This window comes from Psychromonas aquimarina ATCC BAA-1526 (genome assembly GCF_000428725.1).
GTDB classification, from domain to species: domain Bacteria; phylum Pseudomonadota; class Gammaproteobacteria; order Enterobacterales; family Psychromonadaceae; genus Psychromonas; species Psychromonas aquimarina.
Genome location: NZ_AUAM01000026.1, coordinates 14,101 through 36,762 on the forward strand (window position 1 = coordinate 14,101; position 22,662 = coordinate 36,762).

A 22,662-nucleotide genomic window follows, 5' to 3' on the forward strand; every position below is an offset into this window, starting at 1 on the left:
TAATGCTATTGTCACATAAAACAAAATAAAAGCATTCATTACTTATAGGCAAAGCGCATAGAAATTCAATTCAGTGCTCCTGAAAATCCGCCGCTGTTTGCTGATAAACTCAATATTAGAAATATTACTTATGACTAAATACGGACTTCGTGCACAGGTTATTGCATTTACGATTTTACCCACCATTCTTATCGGTGGTTTATTAGCGAGTTATTTCTCTTTTCACCGCTATCAGCAGGCTAACGATTTTTTAATCAACCGGGCCATTAATATTACCGAACCGCTGGCAATTGCCAGTGAATACGGCATGCAGGATGAAACTCGTACCATATTAAGACGTCTAATCGGTGCAACCCATCGTAAAAACAGCCCGATGATCAACAGCATTGCTATTTTCGATGCACAGAACAAACTGTTTGTAACCAGTAACTACCATCGTAATTTTCAGCAGCTGCGCATTAAAAACGAGCAGAAGATCCCGGAAATCACCAAGGTTTATCACTACAAAGACACCATAGTTATTCACAGCCCGATTATCGACGAAACTAATTTTTTAGAATACCAGTTAACTTTTGATCAGCCCCGTAAAATAGTGGGTTATGTAGCCATGGAAATCAACAGCGATCAGGTCGACCTGTTACTTTACCGTGATACCGCCCTGTCTTTTGGTATTATGATATTAGGCTTTCTCGGCAGTTTGTATCTGGCGGTTAAACAGGCGCGAAGAATTACCGCACCAATCTCTGAAATGGTTTCAGTTGTTGAAAAAATCAGTCTGGGACGATTAAATTCCCGCGTAGAAGGCGACTATTCCGGCGAAATCGATCTGCTCCAGCACGGTATCAATGAAATGGCGCTGGCAATGTCCAAACACCATGAGGAGATGCAGGACAGTATCGATCTGGCCACCAGTGAATTAAGAGAAACACTGGATCAGATGGAAGTGCAGAATATTGAGCTGGATATTACTCGAAAAGACGCCCAGCAGGCAGCTCAGGTAAAATCAGAATTTTTAGCCAATATGAGTCATGAATTACGCACACCGCTTAACGGCGTAATCGGATTTGCCAGACAGCTTCTAAAAACGCAGCTCAGCAGCAATCAGGTTGACTACCTGCAGACAATTGAACGTTCAGCTGGAAATCTGCTTAATATTATTAATGATATTCTGGATTTTTCTAAACTTGAAGCGGGTAAATTAAACCTGGAAGTTATCCCCTTTGATCTGCGCGACTGTATTGATGAAACCATGCACCTGCTTGCACCAAGCGCACATGAAAAACATCTTGAACTAAGCATGATGGTTGATCCGGAAGTCCCCCATGAAGTACTTGGCGACTCCATGCGTATCCAGCAGATCTTAACTAATTTAATCGGTAATGCGATAAAGTTTACTGAAAACGGCAATATAGAGGTACAGATACAGCGTATTGAAGATGAACGCGACTGCGATGAAAAAGTAACCCTGAAAATGATGATTTCAGATTCCGGAATTGGTATTTCAGAGAAACAGCAGGCGCAGCTGTTCAAAGCCTTCGGACAGGCAGATACCAGTATTACACGTCAGTACGGCGGTACCGGTTTAGGTTTAGTGATCACTCAGAAACTAGTCAGACAGATGCAGGGCAGCATTGATTTAGTGTCGACGCCGGATCAGGGCTCAACTTTCTGGTTTACCATTAAACTGGAAAAAAATACCCGTAATCCTTTAGTCAGCCTGCCAGTAGAGCGTCTGCAGAAACAATCAGTCTTAGTTTATGAAAATAACCAGTATGCGGCGCGCGCCTGTTCACAACTGCTCAATCAATGGCAGACGGAGTTATCACTGGCAGAAACCGAACAGCAGTTAGAGCGGTTATTAAACAAGCAGTACGACAGTATTATTATCGGGCACAGCCACAGTGAAAACCTGCAGCCGCTGCTCAGTCATATTGAGCAGGCGCATCAGTATAGCGACAACATAGTTGTACTGCTTAACTCAAGCGATCCGAGTATCTATGAAACGCTGATGAAAACCGGCATTAAACACTGTTTAAGTAAACCGATAAACCATAAAAACCTAGCTAAAGCGCTGGTTTCAGACAAGCAGCAGATCAGTGAAATCCACTCTCATAAAACTCTGCCGCAGCTGGTCAAAAAAGATATTAATGTAATGGCTGTCGATGATAACCCGGCAAACTTAAAACTTATTTCAGCAATGCTCGGGGATCGAGCCAGCCGGGTAACAACCTGCATTAACGGCAAACAGGCCGTAGAACACGCTAAATCACAGCACTTTGACCTTATCTTTATGGATATTCAAATGCCGGTATTAGACGGCATCAGCGCCTGCCAGCAGATTAAAGATGATAAAACCAACAGCGATACACCAGTTATTGCGGTGACCGCCCATGTACTGCCGGGTGAAAAGGAACAGTTTTTACAGCAGGGTATGGATGACTGCCTGGCTAAACCCATTGATGAAAGCGCACTGCAGGAGATTATTAATAAGTGGACGCCCGAGGCAGAGGTGATAGAAAAGATCAGCCAGCCGAGACCTGCACAGCAGCTCCCGGAAGCGAGTCACACAAGCGGATCTTTTGACTGGACACTGGCCTTAAGACAATCCTCTGGAAAAGAAGATCTCGCCAGAGAGATGTTAGGCATGCTGGTTAATGAGTTTGATGAAATCAAAAAGCAGGCTAATAAAGCGATTAACGGGAAAATAGACAATGTACATTTTGCGCAGATTATTCATAAATTTCATGGAGGCTGCAGTTACAGCGGCGTACCTAAACTTAAGAAAATTGCCGGTCTGATTGAAAAAGAGCTGAAACAGGGTATTACTCCGGATCTGTTAGAGCCGGAGTTATTAGAATTATTAGACGAGTTAGAAAATGTACAAAAAGAGGCGAAAAGCTACTTAACTTAAATAGTTAAGTTAACCCGGTGCGCCGGGTTAACTGTTTGTTATTTTAACTGTTCAGGCTGAGCCTCTATATGCAGCTGCCTGGTGGGAAATGCAAATTCAGCCTGATGCGAGGCAACAATGTTCGCCACCTGCAGGAGCACATCCTGCTTTATTTCATGGAATAATACCCAGTTAGTTGTTTTGGTGAATGTGTAAATAAAGAAATCTAAAGAGGAGTTATTAAAATAATTAAAGTTAACAATTAAAGTCTGTTTCTGATCAATATCGGAATGATTTTCAAGCATAGCTCGGACATCTTTGATAATAATTTCAATTAAATGCACATCACTGTAACGCAAGCCAAATGTCTCTTTAATGCGGCGATTACTCATACGTGACGGGTTTTCAACAACAATCTGAGTGAACAGGCTGTTCGGCACATATAAAGGGCGTTTATCAAAGGTACGAATACGGGTAATACGCCAGCCGATCGACTCAACGGTTCCCTCAATTGATTTGTCCGGGCTGCGGATCCAGTCTCCGACTTTAAAAGGTTTATCCATATAAACCATTAATGCGCCGAAAAGATTCGAGAGCAGATCTTTAGCCGCCATACCAACCACTAGCCCGCCCATACCACCGAATGCAAGCACCCCGGAGACACTGACACCTAATGTCTGGATAACCGACAATGAGATGATAACTGCCACTGACAGCTTCGCTAATTTAGCCAGCGCAGTAACTGTGGTTGTGTCTTTGTCCTTGTATTCAAAAAAAGTCTGCTCTGTTTTATGAATAAAACGCAGAAAAGACCAGCCGATTAACAGCAGAACAGATATTTTCTGCACCAGGGGAAGATAATTAGAAATTAACAGCTCTTCACTTTCAGCAATAACACGCAGCGCCATTGAACCACCCGTCAGAACGATCAGCCAGTTTACCGGACGCAGTAAAGCAAAGAATACAATGTCATCCCAAAAGTTACTGGTACGAGATATTAAACGTTCTGTTTTCTTAGCAAAAGAGCGCCAGAAAAGCTGTACTAACAGAGTGATAATTAAAACAACAACAAAATTACCCATCCAGTTACCGATATGCAGCGACATCAGCAGCTGCTGTAAATATAACTCTACTTTTTCGACCATAAGTACTCCTTGATAATAAACAGCTCTGCCCATTACAGTTCAAGATACGCCGTGAGCATATTGAGGCATAAAAACGATATGTTTTGATAATATCAGAAGGTGACTTTTAAATTGAAATAAAATGACATTTCCACTATTTATCTCTTACAACAAAGAGATAAACAGCAGTTCTGTTGTAACACAAATCGCCGCAAAGTATATTTACCATAACGGTTAAAAACAGGTTAAAATAACTCAGTCTCAAAGCAGACAATCAGAGGTAAGATTGCACAAAAACGATAAAAATATAAAGCTTAAGATAGTTCATATCAATGATACCCATTCACATTTTGAACCCTCTCCTTTACAGATAAACATCCCGCTGGATAAGCACAAAACAGGATTAACTGCGGCCTGCGGCGGTTACTCGCTTATCGATTCTTTTACCCGTAGGGAGCGATCTAAAGCACAGCAGGAAAAAGCAGGTTTTCTGTTTGTACATGCGGGTGATTCATTTGAAGGCAGCGTCTACTTCTCATGCTTTAAGGGGGCGGCTAATGCAGCTGTATTAAATGCAATGCAGCTTGATGCAATGGCAGTCGGCAATCACGAGCTGGACACGGGTGACGAACTGCTGGCCGACTTTATTAACCAGGTAGACTTTCCGCTGCTGTCTGCCAATATGCGTTTAAAAAAAGACGGCGGTTCAGCACTTGAAAAATGCACCGGCCGGCTGCTTTATCAGTCCAATGAGCAGCATAAACCAGCTTATCTTACTAAGGTAATTAACGGCATATCAATTGCTGTTTTTGCTTTAAGCATTACTGATATGCATGATATTGCCAGTCCGGGACCTGCCGTTGATTTTAGTGATCATATTAGTTGCGCTCAGTCTATGGTCAGTGAAATTCAGGACGCGGGTATCAACTGTATTATTGTTATCAGTCACCTTGGTTATACACAGGATAAGCGCTTAGCAGAAACTGTGAACGGGATTAGTTTAATCATCGGCGGACACAGCCACACTCTGCAGGGCGATTTTTCCAATATCGGCCTGGCTCGAGAAAGTGCCTATGCACAGGCTGTTAATAACTGTTATATCGTACAGGCAGGACACAACGCGATGGCGGCCGGATGTGCAGAGCTCACGCTGGCTCCCGCAGGAAAAATAATCTCCATCAGCGGCGGCAATAAACTGCTCCTGGAGAAAAACAGCCTGACAATTAACAGCCCCGCGGAACAATCTAACTTACAGGCTGCGGAGCGCTATCTTACTCAGCAGGCAAATATCAGCTTTGAAAACAGAAGTGACCGGGTTGAACAGTTATTAGAGCGCGATTTTCGGCCGGCAGTCGAGCATTATAAAAATGATATTGTCGGCCATGTATTAACAAGCAAACGCCACTTAAGAGTTCCAGATCAGCAGGGAGGCAGTCAAGTTGCGCCTATTGTCGCGCAGTCGCTTCTGCATTACGCCAGAAAACACAATCAAGATGTTGATTTTGCAATTATTAATGCAGGAGCAGTACGAACCCACCTGCTTCAGTCAGCGGTAAGCGCCGCAGACATTTCCGGAAAACTACTGCCGTTTTCAATTTCGGTGCAGTCTTACCAGGTCAGCGGAGAAACTTTATTTGAAGCGGTTAACAGTGCAGTAAAAAGCAGCGTAGATCCTGCTGGAAGTACCGGCAGTTACCCCTATTTTTCAAACCTGTCTATTAAACTGCGCAGCACAGAATTAACAGACGGCATCAGAAAGCTATACCAGCAGGATGCACAGGGAGAGATATCTGAACTGCAGATGGATAAGCTGTATTCGATAGTCACCACGGGTTATATGTCCCGCGGCAAAGGCGGCTATCAGGCTTTGATGAAAAAACAAGAAGATGTATTTGATTTCGGCATCAAACCTGCGGATGCTTTTACCCACTACCTTAGAGAATTAAAAACACTTTTATAATCCCCCCAAAACAAAAACGCCGTTTAGATTTAATCTAAACGGCGTTTTTATATGCTTAGATAAAGAATAAAAAATTACTCTTTAACGTAGATAACTTCCATCATCTCTTCGTCATCGTCCCAGTCGTCATCATCATCATGGTAATCTGCATTGGCATCATCCATTGCCGATTCATGGTAATCATCCCACTGGAACTCAACCTGCGCACGCTCCTCTTCCGGAGTAAACTCTGGCGGTAACTCTTCTAAGTATTCAACAACATCCTGACAAACGGCCTGCGTACCTGTTTTTGAAATAGCGGCAACTTTATAAACCGGGCCGTCCCATTCAAGTGCATCCTGAACACGCTGCATAACTTCCTGAGCTTCATCTTCTAATAAAAGATCAGTTTTATTAAAAATCAGCCAGCGGCGTTTGCCTGCCAGTTTAGGGCTGTGTTTTTCCAGTTCAGAGATAATAACCAGGGCATTTTCAACCGGATCACTACCATCTGCCGGTAATAAATCGATCATATGCAGTAACACACGGCAGCGTTCTAAATGACGCAGGAAACGCGTTCCCAGACCGGCACCATCGGAAGCACCTTCAATTAACCCTGGAATATCGGCAATAACAAAGCTGCGCCCGTGCCCCATACTTACTACCCCCAGATTAGGGATTAATGTGGTAAACGGGTAATCAGCTACTTTTGGTTTGGCAGCTGAAACACTGCGGATAAATGTTGATTTACCGGCATTAGGTAAACCCAGCATACCCACATCGGCAAGCAGTAATAACTCTAACTGCAGATTACGAACTTCACCCGGCGTGCCGTCAGTCTTCTGCCGAGGCGCACGGTTAGTACTGGTTTTAAAACGTGCATTACCTAAACCGTGAAAGCCGCCTTTAGCAACCAGCAGTTTTTGATCATTTTCAGTTAAGTCACCAAGAATTTCACCGGTATCACAATCACGAGCACGAGTACCAACTGGAACTTTAACGATTTTATCTTTACCGCGAGAACCAGTACAGTCACGAGGCTGACCGTTTTCACCACGCTCTGCGTCGTAAAAACTCACAAAACGGAAATCAATCAGAGTATTTAGATTTTCGTCTGCCTGTAGGTAAACGTCACCGCCGTCACCACCGTCACCGCCGTCAGGGCCGCCGCGAGGAATATATTTTTCTCTACGGAAGCCGATACAGCCGTTGCCGCCATCTCCAGCATCAACCTTTATTTTTGCTTCATCAACAAACTTCATTACAACCTCCAAGAAAAACAATATGCCTACCTCGAATAGGCAAACCTTTAATGCGAATAATTATACTCATTTCTATTCAACATAGATCACATATTTATGTATAAATAGAAATAAATACTTTCTTTAAATAAAAATTATAGATAAAAAAAAAGCCCCGCATCAGCGAGGCTTTTCGAATGCTAAACCGGAACTGATTATTCAGCTACGATGCTTACAAATTTGCGGTTTTGAGGACCTTTCTGTTCGAACTTAACTACACCAGTCGCTTTAGCGAATAGAGTGTGGTCTTTACCAAGACCTACGTTAGTTCCAGCGTGGAATTTAGTACCACGTTGACGAACAAGAATGTTACCAGCTAATACTGACTCACCACCAAAACGTTTAACACCTAAGCGTTTACTTTCTGAATCGCGACCGTTATTAGTACTACCACCAGCTTTTTTATGTGCCATTTTTAATAACTCCTAATTAAGCGTTAATTGCAGTAATTTTAACTTCAGTAAACCACTGACGATGACCCGCTTGAGTACGCGAATGCTTACGACGGCGGAACTTAACGATTTTTACTTTTTTACCACGACCGTGAGAAACTACTTCAGCAGTTACTTTACAGCCGTCTACGTATGGAACACCAACTTTAACGTCTTCAGCGTTAGCTACTAGAAGAACTTTATCAAATTCTACAGTTGCGCCAGCTTCTACGTCCAGTTTTTCCAAACGAAGAGTTTGTTCAACAGCAACACGGTGTTGCTTGCCACCACTCTGGATAACAGCGTACATGTTTATTACTCCGTTCAGGCGTCTCGTGCTGTTTCATTAAGAAACCAAGCTTCGAGAGCACACTTATTAATCACAATGGAGGCGGAGTCTACGGCAAAGAGCCTCTTTTGGCAATCATATTTAGGAAAAATAGAGTAAAAAAATCGGCAAGTGCATTACGGTTCATTGAACAAAAAACAAGCACAACAAAATCACATGCAAAATCAATAACTTATAAAGCCGGTTTGAAGTTTTCTAAAGGAGAATAGAATCAAAAATTTACTTCGATAAATCGCGCTTAACAGAGTTGTGATAATGGCGATAAAGGGCAATAATATGCACTATTTTTTTAGTGTTAAAATTCGGAACATCAAGACCATGAATATTAAACAAATTCAGCAAATTTCTTTAACTGAAATGAATCAAGTCAATGAACTGATCATGGCACAATTAAGCTCGGATGTTGCATTAATCAACCAGCTTGGTTTTTATATCATTAACAGCGGCGGAAAACGCATTCGCCCCCTGATAACAGTTTTAGCAGCCAAAGCTCTGAATGTTCATGATCATAAAACCACAAAACTTGCAGGAATCATCGAATTTATTCACACCGCCACATTATTACATGATGATGTTGTTGATGAATCCGACCTGCGCCGCGGCGAAAAAACTGCTAATGCTTTATTCGGCAATGCGGCCAGCGTATTAGTGGGAGACTTCCTGCATACACGTTCTTTTCAGATGATGACTGAATTACAGAATTTAAAAGTATTAACTATTTTATCGTCGGCAACAAATATTATTGCTGAAGGTGAAGTGCTGCAGCTGATGAACTGTAACGATCCGGATACTACAGAAGAAAGTTATATGGACGTTATTTATTATAAAACAGCAAAACTGTTTGAAGCAGCCAGCCAGCTGGTTGCTGTATTAAGTGAACAACCGGCAGAGATTGAAACAGCACTGCTTAATTACGGAAAATACTTAGGCACAGCTTTCCAGTTAACCGATGATGTTATGGATTACAGCTCAGACGCGCAAGATATGGGTAAAAATACCGGTGATGATCTTGCCGAAGGCAAACCAACACTGCCGCTTTTATACGCCATTAAACACGGCAGTGAAAAGCAGGTGACCTTAATTAGAGACGCCATTGAAAAAGCCAACGGCATGGAGCACTTTGACGAAATCATGCAGGCTCTGCATGAAACAAACGCATTGGAGTATACAAAACAGCGCGCAATGGAAGAAGCGGATAAAGCCATCGCAGCGATAAGTATCCTTCCGGATAATGAATACAAACAGGCATTAATCAGCCTGGCGCATCTGGCGGCTGCCCGCACCGCATAAATGCAGCTGCAGATAAAAAGCCCCTGGTAGTTTATCTGCCAGGGGCTTTTTTATTCCTCTATCAGTAAAACACGACATTCATAGGGCCTGAGCTTTAAGCTGCGCACAGGTTTTTCTGTTAATACCTTCGGGTAATTGGCCAGAATATATTTTCCCTTACTCATTTCTAAATTTGACGGCAGTTCGTACTGCACCGTTTCAGGGTAAAAGTTATTTATACAGATAAGCCTCTGCGGCTCACTGCTACGCTGATAACAAAAGATCTGCGCATGATCCGGCGCTAAATCCTTATAATCCCCACAGGTGATCACTTCAAGCTCTTTACGCAGCTTTATCAGAGACTGGTAATAGTAAAAAACTGAATTTTTATCAACAAGCGCCTGCTGTGCATTTATCTGCTTATAATTAGCCGCGACCTCTAACCAGGGTTTACCTTTTGTGAAACCGCCATGAGCCTCTGTGTTCCACTGCATCGGCGCTCTGGAGTTGTCACGAGATTTCTGAGCAAGAATGGCCAGCACTTCCTGCTGACTTTTCCCCTGCTTAAGCAAAATATCGTACATATTAGTACTTTCCAGATCCCGGTACTGCTCAATTGAGCTGTAACCCGGATTGGTCATTGCAATCTCTTCCCCCTGATAGATATAAGGTGTTCCCTGCATCATATGAATTGAGGCAGCCAGCATCTTCGCAGACTCAAGCCGGTACTTGTGATCATCACCTAAACGGCTGACGATACGAGGCTGATCATGATTACACCAGAACAGTGCAGACCAGCCTTTTCCAGACATGCCCTGCTGCCAGTGGTTAAAAATACTTTTCAGCTGTAAAAAATCAAAGGGTGCCAGCGTCCATTTTTCCCCGTCGACATAATCGACTTTTAAATGATGGAAATTAAACACCATAGACAGCTCTTTTCCATCCGGCGCGGAATAACGGCGGCACTGCTCAAGCGTAGTAGAAGACATTTCCCCCACGGTCACAGAGCCGTATTTATTAAACACTGCATCACTTATTTCACGCAGGTATTCATGTACTCGCGGGCCGTCGGTATAAAAACGGCGTCCGTCTCCCTGCAAATCATCAGGGTAATCCTGCTGTTTCGAGATCAGATTAATAACATCAAGGCGGAAGCCGTCCACCCCTTTTTCAGCCCAGAAGCTGATTATATTTTTTACTTCATTACGTACTTTAGGGTTTTCCCAGTTTAAATCAGCCTGCTCCCGCGCAAAAAGATGCAGATAATACTGCCCGCTTTTCTGATCTAAGACCCATGCACTGCCGCCGAACTTTGACTGCCAGTTAGTAGGCTCGCGGCCGTTGAGCGGATCTTTCCAGATATAATAATCACGGTATAAACTGTTTTTATCGGCAATCGCGGATTTAAACCATTTATGCTCGGTAGAAGTATGATTAACCACAATATCAAGAATGATACGTATACCTTTGTGATGGGCACTTTTCAGGAGTAGCTCAAAATCCCCCATAGAGCCGAAATCAGGGTTAATAGTATAATAATCAGAAATATCATAACCATTATCAATCATAGGCGACTGATAAATTGGAGTAAGCCAGAGCGCATCAACCCCAAGCCTTTTAAGATAATCAAGTTTAGAGATAATGCCTTTAATGTCGCCAGTGCCTTTAGCCGCGCTGTCGCAAAAGCTTTTAGGATAAATCTGATAAACAACCGCTGTATGCCACCACTGTTTCTGCTGTGTTTTCATATATTCACTCTCAGGTTTATACTCAGCTGATTCCCCTGAGTGCAGCTTCATACACAAAGGGTAAGACTTTATTAACAGTTAACGAATTACAGCTTCTAATTCATCTTCAATTAACTCAAGATCCTCAAGATCCCCTCTTTTTTGAGCGCGTTTATACAGCAGCAGAGTTAATATCACCGGCACAACCACAGCGACCAGCATAGCCAGTGCATACACGCCCCAGTACTGCGGCTGGATTGACAAAATACCGGGCAGTCCGCCGACACCGATACCGTTAGCCATTACCCCGGCAAAACCGCAAATCCCGGCAGCCAGTGCGGAACCGAGCATTGCGCATAACATGGGGAATTTATACTTTAAATTAATACCGTACATAGCGGGCTCAGTAACCCCCAAATAAGCAGATATAGCGGCAGGTACCGAGATTTCACGCTCATTCTGTTTTTTACTTATCCAGATAATGCCGACCACAGAAGATGCCTGGGCAATATTAGACAGTGCAATCAGCGGCCAGATCGGGGTTCCTCCGAGATCCTGCATCAGCTGCAGATCAACCGCATTAGTCGTATGGTGAATACCGGTAATAACCAGAGGTGCATAAAAGAAAGCAAAAAGCATCGAGCCTAAAACAGCAAAATCCCCGGTCATAGCAGCCTTAGCTACATAACCTACGCCGTCGCCGATTTCACGGCCTAAGGGACCGATAATAGAGTGTGCTAACACAACTGCGGCAAGCAGCGATACAAAAGGAACAACCACTAAGTACAGATATGCTGGAATAATACGTTTAAGATTTATTTCAATCATAGCTAATGCCATCCCTGCTAATATCGCCGGGATAACCTGCGCCTGATAGCCCACTTTTTCCATCGCAAAGAAACCAAAGTCCCAGACATCCGGGGTTCCTGAACCAATACCGTAAGCATTCATTAACTGCGGTGAAACCAGGGTAATACCCAGTACAATACCAAGAATCGGTGTTCCCCCCAGTTTTCTCACCGTGGCCCAGCAGACACCAACCGGCAGGAAGTGGAAAATAGCTTCACCAAGCAGCCATAGGAAAGAGTGAACCGACGCCCAGAACTGGCTGATTTCAACCAGAGTTTTACCGTCAAACATGCGGATATCACCGATCACATTACGAAAACCAAGGATTAAACCACCGGTTATAATTGCCGGTAACAGCGGTACAAAAATTTCCGCCATATGAGAGATAGACCGCTCAAGCAGATTCATATTCTGTCGTGCTGCCAGTTTTGTCGCCTCTTTATCGGCCCCTTTACCGCCTGTTATTTCGCTTAACATCTTATGGACTTGATCAACTTCAGTTCCAATCACAATTTGAAACTGCCCGGCATTGGTAAAGCAGCCTTTGACCATTGGAATCTTCTCAATCTCTTTCAGCTTAGCTAGCTCCGGATCACTTAAGGCAAAGCGTAAACGTGTCAGGCAGTGACTGACACTGGCGATATTGCCCTCTCCCCCGATAAGTTCAACTAAAGACACGACCTGCCTGCGATCAATCTTACTCATATCACTATCCTTTATATTGTTGGGCAGCAGGAACGTTCTTACTGACTGATATGAATAATAAAATAAGAAAGCCCCTATTAATTACAATAGATTAGGATAAAAACTAAAAAAGAGATACTCATGCAGGGGAGGGGGGGGGAAGAATGAAAAATAGAAATCAAAAAAGCCCCTGACACTCTACAATGACAGGGGCTTTTTATTAAGCTTTAGACAGATGATTAGTTAAACGGGTTAACCTGAATCATTGTTTCGTTACGGTCTGGGCCAGTAGAGATAATATCCATTGGTACGCCGGTAACTTCTTCTAAACGCTTGATGTATGCTTTAGCATTTTCAGGCAGTGCATCGTAAGATGTTGCACCGAATGAACTTTCAGTCCAGCCCTGCATAGTTTCGTAAACAGGAACAGCGACTTCATAACCGTCTGCAGACATAGGCGGTACATCAACCACTTTACCGTCCGGCATTGTGTAACCAGTACAGATTTTGATCTCTTCCATACCGTCTAATACGTCTAGTTTTGTTAAACAGAAACCAGTAATACTGTTCAGCTGCACGGCACGTTTAATTGCAACAGCATCAAACCAGCCTGTACGGCGTAAACGACCAGTTGTCGCGCCGAACTCATGGCCTACAGTACCAAGGTGTTTACCGGCAGGGTCTAGTTTATCAATACCGTCGTATAACTCAGTCGGGAAAGGACCTGAACCTACACGTGTTGTGTAAGCTTTAACAATACCTAATACATAATCAAGGTGTGTCGGACCAAAACCACTACCCGTAGCAACACCACCAGCAGTTGTATTTGAAGAAGTTACGTACGGGTATGTACCGTGGTCGATATCCAGTAACGTACCTTGTGCACCTTCGAATAAGATATTATCACCACGTAAACGAGCTTTATCTAACTCATCAGTTACATCAATAACCATGCTGATTAATAAGGGAGCCATCTCAGTCATCTGTGCAAGCACATCTTCGTAACTGACCGCTTCTTCTTTGTAGTAATTAACTAACTGGAAGTTATGGTATTCCATTACTTCTTTAAGTTTCACTGCAAATGATGCCATGTCGAATAGATCATCAACACGCAGACCACGACGAGCAACTTTATCTTCGTATGCCGGACCAATACCACGACCGGTAGTACCAATTGCTTTATTGCCACGTGCTTTTTCACGCGCTACATCTAGTGCAACATGGTATGGAAGAATCAGAGGACAGCCTTCACTGATTGAAAGACGTTCTTTTGCAGGAATGCCGCGTTCGATAAGCATGTTCATCTCTTTGAACAATGCATCAGGTGCTAATACTACACCGTTACCGATAACGCATTTTACGTTTTCACGTAAGATACCTGATGGAATCAAATGAAGAACCGTTTTCTCTCCATCAATTACAAGTGTATGACCCGCATTGTGTCCACCTTGATAGCGAACTACCCATTGCGCTTTGTCTGTCAGCAGGTCTACAACCTTACCTTTACCTTCGTCACCCCATTGAGTGCCAAGAATTACTACGTTTTTTCCCATCAGAATCACATTTCTCTAGCGAATTGAGAGAGGATTTTAGCAAACATTAATCCTGTATTTCAATATCTTTAATAAACAAATCGCAGCAGTATTTATTACGGGTACAAAAAAGGGCGGTAAACCGCCCTTTTAAAATTATGGGTAATAAATATTAACCTTTAGTATTCATGTACTTAAAGAAGTCAGAATCAGGACTTAAAACCATAACATCATCTTTATCAGAAAAACTCTTCTCATAAGCTTTCATGCTGCGCAGGAAGGCAAAAAACTCTGCATCCTGAGCATATGAGTCTGCAAATATTTTCGAAGACTCAGCATCACCGGCACCACGGACCTCTGAAGATTTTTTATTTGCTGTCGCCAGCATAATCGAAATCTTACGGTCGATATTAGCGCGGATCACCTCTGATTTTTCCTGACCTTGAGAACGGTGCTCTTTAGCCACGGCTAATCGTTCAGCACGCATACGCTTGTAGATACTGCTGCTGACTTCATCAGGCAGATTTATTTTCTTGATACGTACATCAACAACTTGAATCCCCAGCTCTGATGAACGAGCCATACGCTTAAGTGCAGTTTCCATTACTTCACCGCGTTTACCAGAAACAATATCTTTAATCGTATGCGAACCAATTTCACTACGCAGTCCGTTATTGATTTTACGTTTAAGTAACGCTTCAGCCTGCATCTTATTACCACCGGTTGCCAGGTAATAAACAGCCAGGTCATCAATCTGCCATTTAACATAGGAGTCGATAATTAAATCTTTTTTCTCCGATGTTACAAAACGGTCAGCCTGATCATCAAGTGTCTGGATACGTGTATCCATAATTCGAACAGAATCAATAAACGGTACTTTAAAATGTAAGCCGGGAGGGTAGGCAACAGGCACACCTTCGCTGTCACGTTTTACCTTGCTGAACTGCATTACGATACCGTTATGCCCTTCAGTAACAACAAATGCACTGCTCATAAAGATCAGAGCCAGCGCGATAGGTATTATTAGGAATCTTTTCATTAGTAATCTCTCCCTGTACGGCTGCTGTTACGAGAGAATCGGTCACTGCCGGATAAACGTTCATCATTATCTGCTTTCTCATCAGCTCGAGAGCGTGTTTCAATCTCAGAAACAGCGTTACTCTGAGTCGAGTTCTGCTTGCTCATTAATTTATCCAGAGGCAGGAAGGTTAAATTACCGCCGGCCTTATTATCAATTAATACCTTAGAGCTGTTATTCAGCACAGACTCCATGGTTTCAAGATAAAGACGCTGACGCGTAACTTCCGGGCTAGCTTTATATTCAGGTAATAATTTATTAAAGCGGGCAACTTCACCCTGTGCTTTTAGGATAATACCTTCTTTATAAGCCTGTGCCTGCTGTTCAATACGCTTCACCTGACCACGAGCAATAGGTTCTCTTTCCCGCTCATAAGCTTCAGCTTCCCGTACAAAACGCTCTTCATCTTCCTGTGCGGCTATCGCATCATCAAAGGCGTCTTTTACCTCTTCAGGCGGACGTGTCTGCTGTAAGTTGACATCGACAATTTCGATCCCCAGATCATAAGGTTCGATGATTTTATCCAGCATTTCCCAGGTTTGCTGACGTACTGTTTCACGACCCGTTGTTAATGCGTCATCCATGGTTGAATGACCAATAACAAAACGTAATGAGCTGTCAAGTGCCTGCAGCAGACTGTCATCAGCATTGGTTACACTAAACAGATATTTTTCAGGGGCAATTATTCGATACTGTACTTCCATCGCCACATTAACAATGTTTTCATCTTCGGTAAGCATGAAACCAGTTGTCGGCATGGTACGGAACGCTTCGACGTTAATCGGGATTATCTGATCGATAAATTTAGGGTTCCAGTGCAGTCCGGGTTCAACCTGGGAATTGTAAGCTCCAAAACGCAGTACTACGCCGCGGTCTGACTCTTTTATTGTATACCAGCCGCTGACAAACCAGACAATAGCAAGCACAGCAAATACAGTGATCACGGCAAATTTACCACCGCTGCTGTTACTGCCGCCGCCGTTACCTGAAGATGGTTTTTTACCAAATAAACCACCAAATAAATCTGCTAGTTTCTGGAAAACAACATCTAAATCAGGTGGTCCCTGATCGTTCTTTTTATCATTGTTTTTCCACGGGTCTTGATCTTTTTTATCATCTTTTCCCGGTTCGTTCCAAGCCATATTTAGCTCCCGATTAAGTAATACAAACAAATTGTTAACTGCAATGTAGCAATGTTCACTGTAATAATAAAGGGAACATGACATATTATGTAGGCAGCATGTTAATTAATGTTAACGATATACTCTTCTATTGAGGCACCCTGCTGTTTTATCAAGCGTAACCAGTCAATATTATTCAAACGAATATCCAGCACACAATCACCATTTTCCGCATAAGATTCATTTTCGATACAGTCCAGCTGGTAAAACAGTGCGCGTAATTTCCCCTGTGCAGGGGGAATCGCCAGGCGCAGAGAACGAATCTGTCCTTTTAAAAGCTCAGTTAATGCTTCAAACAACAGATTAACACCTGTCCCGCTTTGTGCAGATAACCAGACTCGCACCGGTTTGCCCTGATCATCGTAATCAATATGCGGCTGTATATCTTCAAGGACATCAATCTTATTCATCACCATCAATTGAGGCACTTCGCCGGCATCAATTTCTGCCAGTACGTTTTCAACGGCGTTGATATTATCGTGGTAACATTCATCAGCACAGTCAACAACATGAAGCAGCAGCGTCGCCTCGCGCGTTTCCTGCAGCGTCGCTTTAAAGGCGGCCACTAAATCATGCGGCAGGTGACGAATAAAACCAACGGTATCTGCTAAAATACAGTTGCCGACATCTTCAACATCAATTTTACGCAGTGTCGGATCCAGCGTTGCAAATAACTGATCGGCAGCATAAACATCTGCATCGGTAATCTGATTAAACAGGGTCGATTTACCGGCATTGGTATAACCCACTAATGAAATAGTCGGTACTTCGTTACGCTGCCGTGAACGACGCCCCTGTTCCCGCTGTTTTTCTACTTTTGCTAAACGAGATTTAATAGTGCTGATACGTGCCCGTAATAAGCGCCGGTCAGTTTCTAACTGTGTTTCACCCGGACCACGTAAACCTATCCCGCCTTTCTGACGCTCCAAATGCGTCCAGCCGCGAATCAGGCGTGTTGAAAGATGACGCAGCTGCGCGAGCTCAACCTGTAATTTACCTTCATAGGTACGTGCACGCTGAGCAAATATATCCAGAATCAGAGCAGTCCGGTCTAATACTAAACATTCACATAACGCCTCTAAGTTCCGCTGCTGTGCCGGACTTAAAGCATGATTAAATATAACCACATCAGCCTGCAGAGTCTGCACGGTATCTGCAATTTCCTGCGCTTTACCGGTACCGACGAAATAACGCGCATGTGGTGATTTTCGCGGACCTGTGACGGTATCAAGTGCATTAACACCAGCTGAACTAACCAGTAACTTTAGTTCATCAAGGTCTTCTTTGTTATCTTCATCAGAAAAAGAGATATGAACTAATACAGCCTGTTCACCGGCTTCGTAACGATCAAACAAATAAAGCTCCAATTAAGAAGGAAATAAGGGAAGAGTTGTTAATCCTAACATAACCATGCAGAGGATTAGATAAAAAAATGGCCTGCACAAAGGCAGACCAAAATAAATAATCAAAAACCTGAAAACAGGCTAATCATGTGTTTCAACATGCGGAATAGCAGGTACGGACCGCGCAGGAACAACTGTCGAAATTGCATGTTTGTAAACCATCTGGCTTACGGTATTTTTTAACAGAATAACAAACTGATCAAACGATTCAATCTGCCCCTGCAGTTTAATGCCGTTTACTAAATAAATAGCCACTGGAATTCGTTCTTTCCGCAGCGTATTTAAAAACGGATCTTGTAATGATTGTCCTTTAGCCATCATTGTTCCTTATTATTGTTATTAGTTATTTTAAAGCTAAACCAGTATAAACAATGGTTAAATAAAAACCGATTTCAATACTCAAAATTTTGATCCATAACACTTTCTAGACAAGTAACTGTATTTACAGCTTACAGCAAATACGACCAAAGCAGGATAATCATCTCAAAATTTGGTTAACAAGACCTTTTCAGCCAAGCAGATAGCAGTTATAAAACCGCTTTAATCAGATCAAAATTCTGTTCACAGCCGCTTTCCAGCCAAGTTACATCTTTCCAGCCGCGAAGCCCAATTTCTTTAATAAAGAGCTTTGCCGCAAGGCAAACGGCTTGGCTGTGTTATAAAACCGCTTTAATCAAATCAAAATTCTGTTCACAGCCGCTTTCCAGCCAAGTTACATCTTTCCAGCCGCGAAGCCAAGTCATCTGCCTTTTAGCCAGCTGCCGGGTTGCAACAACACCGCGAAAAACCATCTCATCATAATCCATACTGCCGTCTAAATATTCCCACATCTGACGGTAACCAACACAGCGCATGGAAGGAAGATCCAGATGCAGATCACCTCGATCGTGCAGTGCCTGCACTTCCTGTTCAAAACCGCCCTGCAGCATCAGCTGAAAGCGGCGTTCAATACGCTCATGAAGAACACTTTTTTCAGCCGGTGCGATAGCAAACTGCCTTACATCATAGGGAATAGGCTCGCTTTTCACCTGCGTTAATTCTGTCATGCTTTTACCGGAAATACGGTAAACCTCAAGCGCACGTGATAAACGCTGCGGATCGTTAACATGAATGCGCTTTGCGGAAACCGGATCTATCTCTTTTAATAGATCATGCATGACCTGCCAGCCCTGCTCTGCGGCTTGTTTTTCGATTTCAGCACGAATCTTAGGATCTGCACTAGGCAGAGGAGATAATCCATCCACCAGTGCTTTGTAATAAAGCATGGTGCCGCCTACTAATAACGGTGTATTGCCTCGCTCAGTTATCTCCTGCATCAAACGCAGTGCATCATCTCGAAAATCTCCGGCAGAATAAGACTCAAGCGGATCAATAATATCCACTAAAGCATGCGGCGCGAGTGCCTGCTCCTGTTCTGTCGGTTTTGCGGTACCGATATCCATGCCTTTATATATTAACGCAGAATCTACACTGATAATTTCACAACTGCATTCCTGTGCAAGTCGAATCGCTAAATCGGTTTTCCCTGAGGCGGTAGGACCCATTAAAAAAATAGCCGTCGCTTGTTTAGTCATCTGAAAAACCTTGTACTAATAATGATAAATCGGGTTCGTGAAAGAGAATGTCCTGATACAAACTCATATTCTCGGAAAAAAGAGACAGTAATAAATCTAACTGTGACAAAGCTGTCTTTTCTGTCCACTGGCTGCTTTCAAGCTGATAATTCTGCTGTGTCTTTACTAAAAAAGCACAAAAATCATTTACCTGAGACTCATTCATAACCTTATCTAAGGTCGTTAAATAGGTTAATAGATCTGGTAATATTTTAGCAACTGGTGCCTGGCGAAGTAATGCAGGAACTTTACTGATAATCAGCCTGCCGCCCTGGACTTTAAAAGCAAAACCTAAACGGCTGAACAGCTGCTGAAAGTCATCACAGATTTGTAATAAAGGCGTTTCAAGCTGCACACGTACCGGCAGTAATAAAGGCTGTGAAATGACTTCACCGTTTAACCAGGCATCAAACAACTGAAACTGTTTAACCACTGCTTCGGCCTGCTTTAGAGACAACACCAGCAGCGGTGAAGCGGCCTGTATCACCTGCTGAGCAGGATTTACTTTAAGCAGTAAATACTCATTTTTAATTAAGCATAATGCCTGTGCAAAATCTGCACTTGCCGATATTTGAGACGCGGCCTGAGGCATCGGATTAACCGCTAAAGGTGATGTGCTTAAATGCGCTTCAGCAACAAAGTCACAATAAGCGTTTACCTGAGCTTCATCAAGCTGCGGTTTTGTATAAGCAGAACTGTAACCCGAAGAAGAGGGAGCTGCCGAGCTTGGAGCTGCCGAGCTTGGAGCTGCCGCTTTGTAACCTTCCTCTGCAGCCGCACTTTCGGGGAGTTCCGGAGGCTGATAAAAATGCTCAGCGGCTTTAGTTTGAAGACCGCCGGTATCATCCTGATTCAGTAGAGGTCCTTCATTTAAAGTACTGCTTAGGGTGCTGACAATAAAATCATGTACCCAGCGTGCTTCATGAAAACGCACTTCATGCTTCGAAGGATGGACATTAACATCAACCTGCTCAGGATTACATTCAATATATATAACGTACCCGGGGAATTTCCCCTGCGGCAGCGAATAAGCATACACCTGTTTTATCGCATGATTAATAAGCTTGTCGCGGATCATACGGCCGTTGATATAACAATACTGTACATCACTCAAAACTCTTGGCGATAACCGGTCTGAAATCCAGCCGGAAATTTTCAGTTCATTATCACAGCTTTGAAAGTGCAGCGCACCTTTAACAAAATTTTCACTGCAGATAGATGCGAGGCGTTTTTCCTGCTGAATTTGTGTCTGCGCAGCCCGGTACTGACGGATTATTTTACCGTTATGTTTTAAAACAAAAGAGATCTCAAAACGACTTAAAGCAATGCGTCGGATCAGTTCATCGATATGCTGGAACTCTGTTTTTTCTGTTTTTAAAAAACGGCGGCGCGCCGGTGTATTAAAAAACAGATCCAAAACTTCTACCGTTGTGCCCTGCGGATGGGCGGCGGGCTGGATATCCACTTTCATATCACGCCCTTCGGCAACCGCCTGCCATGCCTGTTCCTGATCTGCAGGTTTAGAAGTAAAAGTAAGTCTCGAAACTGAACTGACACTGGCTAATGCTTCACCGCGAAAACCTAAACTTACAATCGCTTCCAGATCATCTAAATGACTTATTTTACTGGTTGCATGACGGCTCAAAGCTAAAGTTAACTGCTCTTTACAGACACCTTTACCGTTATCTTTAATACGAATGCACTTCGCACCGCCCTTTTCAATCTCGATTTCAATACGTGTTGCGCCTGCATCTAGGCTGTTTTCAACCAGCTCTTTAACAACAGATGCAGGGCGTTCAACCACTTCTCCGGCCGCTATCTGGTTAGCGAGCCGGGCAGGTAAAATTTGAATAGGCATTAGATGAAATTATCCAAAAAATGATTAAGTAACAGGGATAGTTAAAACTTGTCCAATCGCCAGCGAATTTGAACTTAGTTTATTGCTGATTTTAATAGCACTAGTGGTTGTACCATAGCGTTTAGCGATCACAGAAAGAGATTCGCCGCTGCGCACTTTATGTCTGGTCGGCTGGCGGCCTGAGGCTGGGATTTTAATTTTCTGGCCGATACGCAGCGAGGTCGAAGACAGCTTATTATAATTTTTCAACACACTACTGCTTGTTCCGTAACGGCTGGCAATCACCGACAATGACTCGCCGCTTTTAACAAGGTGTACTTTAGGCTGCTGCTTTTTGACAGCTGCATAACCCGCTCCGGGAATCTTTATTTTCTGACCGATACGCAGCGAAGTCGAAGACAGATTATTATAGCTTTTTAGTTCACGGGTGCTTTTACCGTAACGTTTGGCAATCACAGAAAGTGATTCACCGCTTCTAACCTTATGAACCTGCGGCTTACTTTGAACTGCCTGCTTAGCAGCACTACCGCCCGGAATACGGATCTTCTGACCGATACGCAGCGAGGTCGAGCGCAGCTTATTATAGTTTTTTAATTCACTGGTAGTTTTACCGTAACGTTTAGCAATCACAGAAAGTGATTCACCGCTTCTGACCTTATGAACCTGCGGCTTACTTTGACTACTCTGTTTAGCGATTGAGTTATCGCCCGGGATACGGATCTTCTGACCGATGCGCAGCGAAGTCGAGCGCAGCTTATTATAGCTTTTCAGTTCACTGGTACTGCTTCCGTATTTTGAGGCGATAAGCGATAAAGACTCACCGCTTCTTACCTTATGTACAAGCGGCTTATTAACCACAACCTTGGAAGGTGCTTGAGCACTCTGCGCAGTGGAGCTCATGCCGGGTATTTTTATTTTCTGGCCGATACGCAGCGAAGTCGAGCGCAGCTTATTATAGCTTTTCAGTTCACTGGTACTGCTGCCGTATTTTGAGGCGATAAGCGATAAAGACTCACCGCTTTTTACCTTATGTACAAACGGCTTATTAACCACAGCCTTTGGAGCAGCTTGTGCCGTCTGCACTGCTGGGCCCGTGCCGGGTATTTTTATTTTCTGGCCGATCGCCAGAGAAGTAGAACGCAGCTTATTATAGCTTTTCAGTTCACGACTGCTGCTGCCGTATTTGGCAGCAATCACAGATAAAGATTCTCCGCTTTTGACCTTATGTACAAGCGGTTTATTAACCACAGCCTTAGGAGCGGCTTGTGCCGTCTGCACTGCAGGGCCCGTGCCGGGTATTTTAATTTTCTGGCCGATCGCCAGAGAGGTAGAACGCAGCTTATTATAGCTTTTCAGTTCACTGCTGCTGCTGTCGTATTTTGCAGCAATAACCGATAAAGATTCGCCGCTTCTCACCCGATGAACACGCTCAGG

The 22,662-nt window shown here is 43.4% G+C and carries 16 protein-coding genes and 1 pseudogene; 3 read left to right on the forward strand and 14 right to left on the reverse strand.

Going from position 1 to position 22,662, the window contains the following annotated elements; genetic code table 11:
- Nucleotides 1-130 precede the first annotated feature (130 nt).
- Nucleotides 131-2,911: a two-component sensor histidine kinase BarA gene (barA, locus tag G337_RS0111085; protein ID WP_028863944.1), complete on the forward strand. Its 2,781-nt coding sequence runs from the start codon at nt 131-133 to the stop codon at nt 2,909-2,911.
- Nucleotides 2,912-2,949: 38 nt separating this feature from the next.
- On the opposite strand, the gene G337_RS0111090 is transcribed toward barA, so the two are convergent.
- Nucleotides 2,950-4,035, reverse strand: a complete 1,086-nt coding sequence (locus G337_RS0111090) for a mechanosensitive ion channel family protein (RefSeq protein ID WP_028863945.1) — start codon at nt 4,033-4,035, stop codon at nt 2,950-2,952.
- Nucleotides 4,036-4,300: 265 nt separating this feature from the next.
- Here G337_RS0111090 and G337_RS0111095 point away from each other — a divergent pair, with 265 nt between their 5' ends.
- On the forward strand, nt 4,301-5,974 hold the full coding sequence (locus G337_RS0111095) for a bifunctional metallophosphatase/5'-nucleotidase (protein ID WP_028863946.1): 1,674 nt from the start codon (nt 4,301-4,303) through the stop codon (nt 5,972-5,974).
- Nucleotides 5,975-6,048: 74 nt separating this feature from the next.
- Here G337_RS0111095 and cgtA read toward each other — a convergent pair whose 3' ends face one another.
- From cgtA to rplU, 3 genes are all read right to left on the reverse strand, one after another.
- Nucleotides 6,049-7,215 carry an Obg family GTPase CgtA gene (cgtA, locus tag G337_RS0111100; protein ID WP_028863947.1) on the reverse strand — a complete coding sequence of 389 codons (1,167 nt, stop codon included), beginning with the start codon at nt 7,213-7,215 and terminating at the stop codon, nt 6,049-6,051.
- A gap of 194 nt (nt 7,216-7,409) precedes the next feature.
- Nucleotides 7,410-7,667 carry a 50S ribosomal protein L27 gene (gene rpmA, locus G337_RS0111105; RefSeq protein WP_019616184.1) on the reverse strand — a complete coding sequence of 86 codons (258 nt, stop codon included), beginning with the start codon at nt 7,665-7,667 and terminating at the stop codon, nt 7,410-7,412.
- A 16-nt stretch (nt 7,668-7,683) separates the two neighbouring features.
- Nucleotides 7,684-7,995: a 50S ribosomal protein L21 gene (gene rplU, locus G337_RS0111110; RefSeq protein ID WP_019616183.1), complete on the reverse strand. Its 312-nt coding sequence runs from the start codon at nt 7,993-7,995 to the stop codon at nt 7,684-7,686.
- Between the two features lie 357 nt (nt 7,996-8,352).
- On the opposite strand from rplU, the gene ispB reads away from it, so the two are divergent.
- Nucleotides 8,353-9,324, forward strand: coding sequence for an octaprenyl diphosphate synthase (gene ispB / locus G337_RS0111115; protein ID WP_028863948.1), 972 nt, complete (start codon nt 8,353-8,355; stop codon nt 9,322-9,324).
- Between the two features lie 50 nt (nt 9,325-9,374).
- On the opposite strand, the gene treC is transcribed toward ispB, so the two are convergent.
- From treC to G337_RS29180, 10 genes and pseudogenes are all read right to left on the reverse strand, one after another.
- Nucleotides 9,375-11,051, reverse strand: coding sequence for an alpha,alpha-phosphotrehalase (treC, locus tag G337_RS0111120; protein WP_028863949.1), 1,677 nt, complete (start codon nt 11,049-11,051; stop codon nt 9,375-9,377).
- Between the two features lie 78 nt (nt 11,052-11,129).
- Complete coding sequence (gene treB, locus G337_RS0111125) at nt 11,130-12,584, reverse strand: PTS trehalose transporter subunit IIBC (protein ID WP_028863950.1); 1,455 nt, start codon at nt 12,582-12,584, stop codon at nt 11,130-11,132.
- Between the two features lie 218 nt (nt 12,585-12,802).
- The gene (locus G337_RS0111130; RefSeq protein ID WP_028863951.1) at nt 12,803-14,116 is read right to left on the reverse strand and encodes an adenylosuccinate synthase; all 1,314 of its coding nucleotides are present in this window, start codon (nt 14,114-14,116) and stop codon (nt 12,803-12,805) included.
- Between the two features lie 151 nt (nt 14,117-14,267).
- Nucleotides 14,268-15,134 (reverse strand): protease modulator HflC, encoded by an 867-nt coding sequence (hflC, locus tag G337_RS0111135; RefSeq protein WP_028863952.1) that lies wholly within the window; start codon nt 15,132-15,134, stop codon nt 14,268-14,270.
- The gene (hflK, locus tag G337_RS0111140) at nt 15,134-16,315 is read right to left on the reverse strand and encodes an FtsH protease activity modulator HflK (RefSeq protein WP_028863953.1); all 1,182 of its coding nucleotides are present in this window, start codon (nt 16,313-16,315) and stop codon (nt 15,134-15,136) included. The genes hflC and hflK overlap by 1 nt, the downstream gene beginning before the upstream one ends.
- Before the next feature lie 101 nt (nt 16,316-16,416).
- Nucleotides 16,417-17,709 (reverse strand): ribosome rescue GTPase HflX, encoded by a 1,293-nt coding sequence (gene hflX / locus G337_RS0111145; protein ID WP_028863954.1) that lies wholly within the window; start codon nt 17,707-17,709, stop codon nt 16,417-16,419.
- A 129-nt stretch (nt 17,710-17,838) separates the two neighbouring features.
- Nucleotides 17,839-18,075 (reverse strand): RNA chaperone Hfq, encoded by a 237-nt coding sequence (gene hfq / locus G337_RS0111150; RefSeq protein WP_028863955.1) that lies wholly within the window; start codon nt 18,073-18,075, stop codon nt 17,839-17,841.
- 338 nt (nt 18,076-18,413) lie between these two features.
- A complete protein-coding gene (gene miaA, locus G337_RS0111155; protein WP_028863956.1) occupies nt 18,414-19,331 on the reverse strand; it encodes a tRNA (adenosine(37)-N6)-dimethylallyltransferase MiaA in 918 nt (305 codons plus the stop codon).
- Nucleotides 19,324-21,228, reverse strand: coding sequence for a DNA mismatch repair endonuclease MutL (gene mutL / locus G337_RS0111160; protein WP_028863957.1), 1,905 nt, complete (start codon nt 21,226-21,228; stop codon nt 19,324-19,326). The genes miaA and mutL overlap by 8 nt, the downstream gene beginning before the upstream one ends.
- A gap of 24 nt (nt 21,229-21,252) precedes the next feature.
- Nucleotides 21,253-21,399 (reverse strand): annotated as a pseudogene (locus tag G337_RS29180) (LysM peptidoglycan-binding domain-containing protein); the annotation flags it as partial.
- Nucleotides 21,400-22,662: the final 1,263 nt, after the last annotated feature.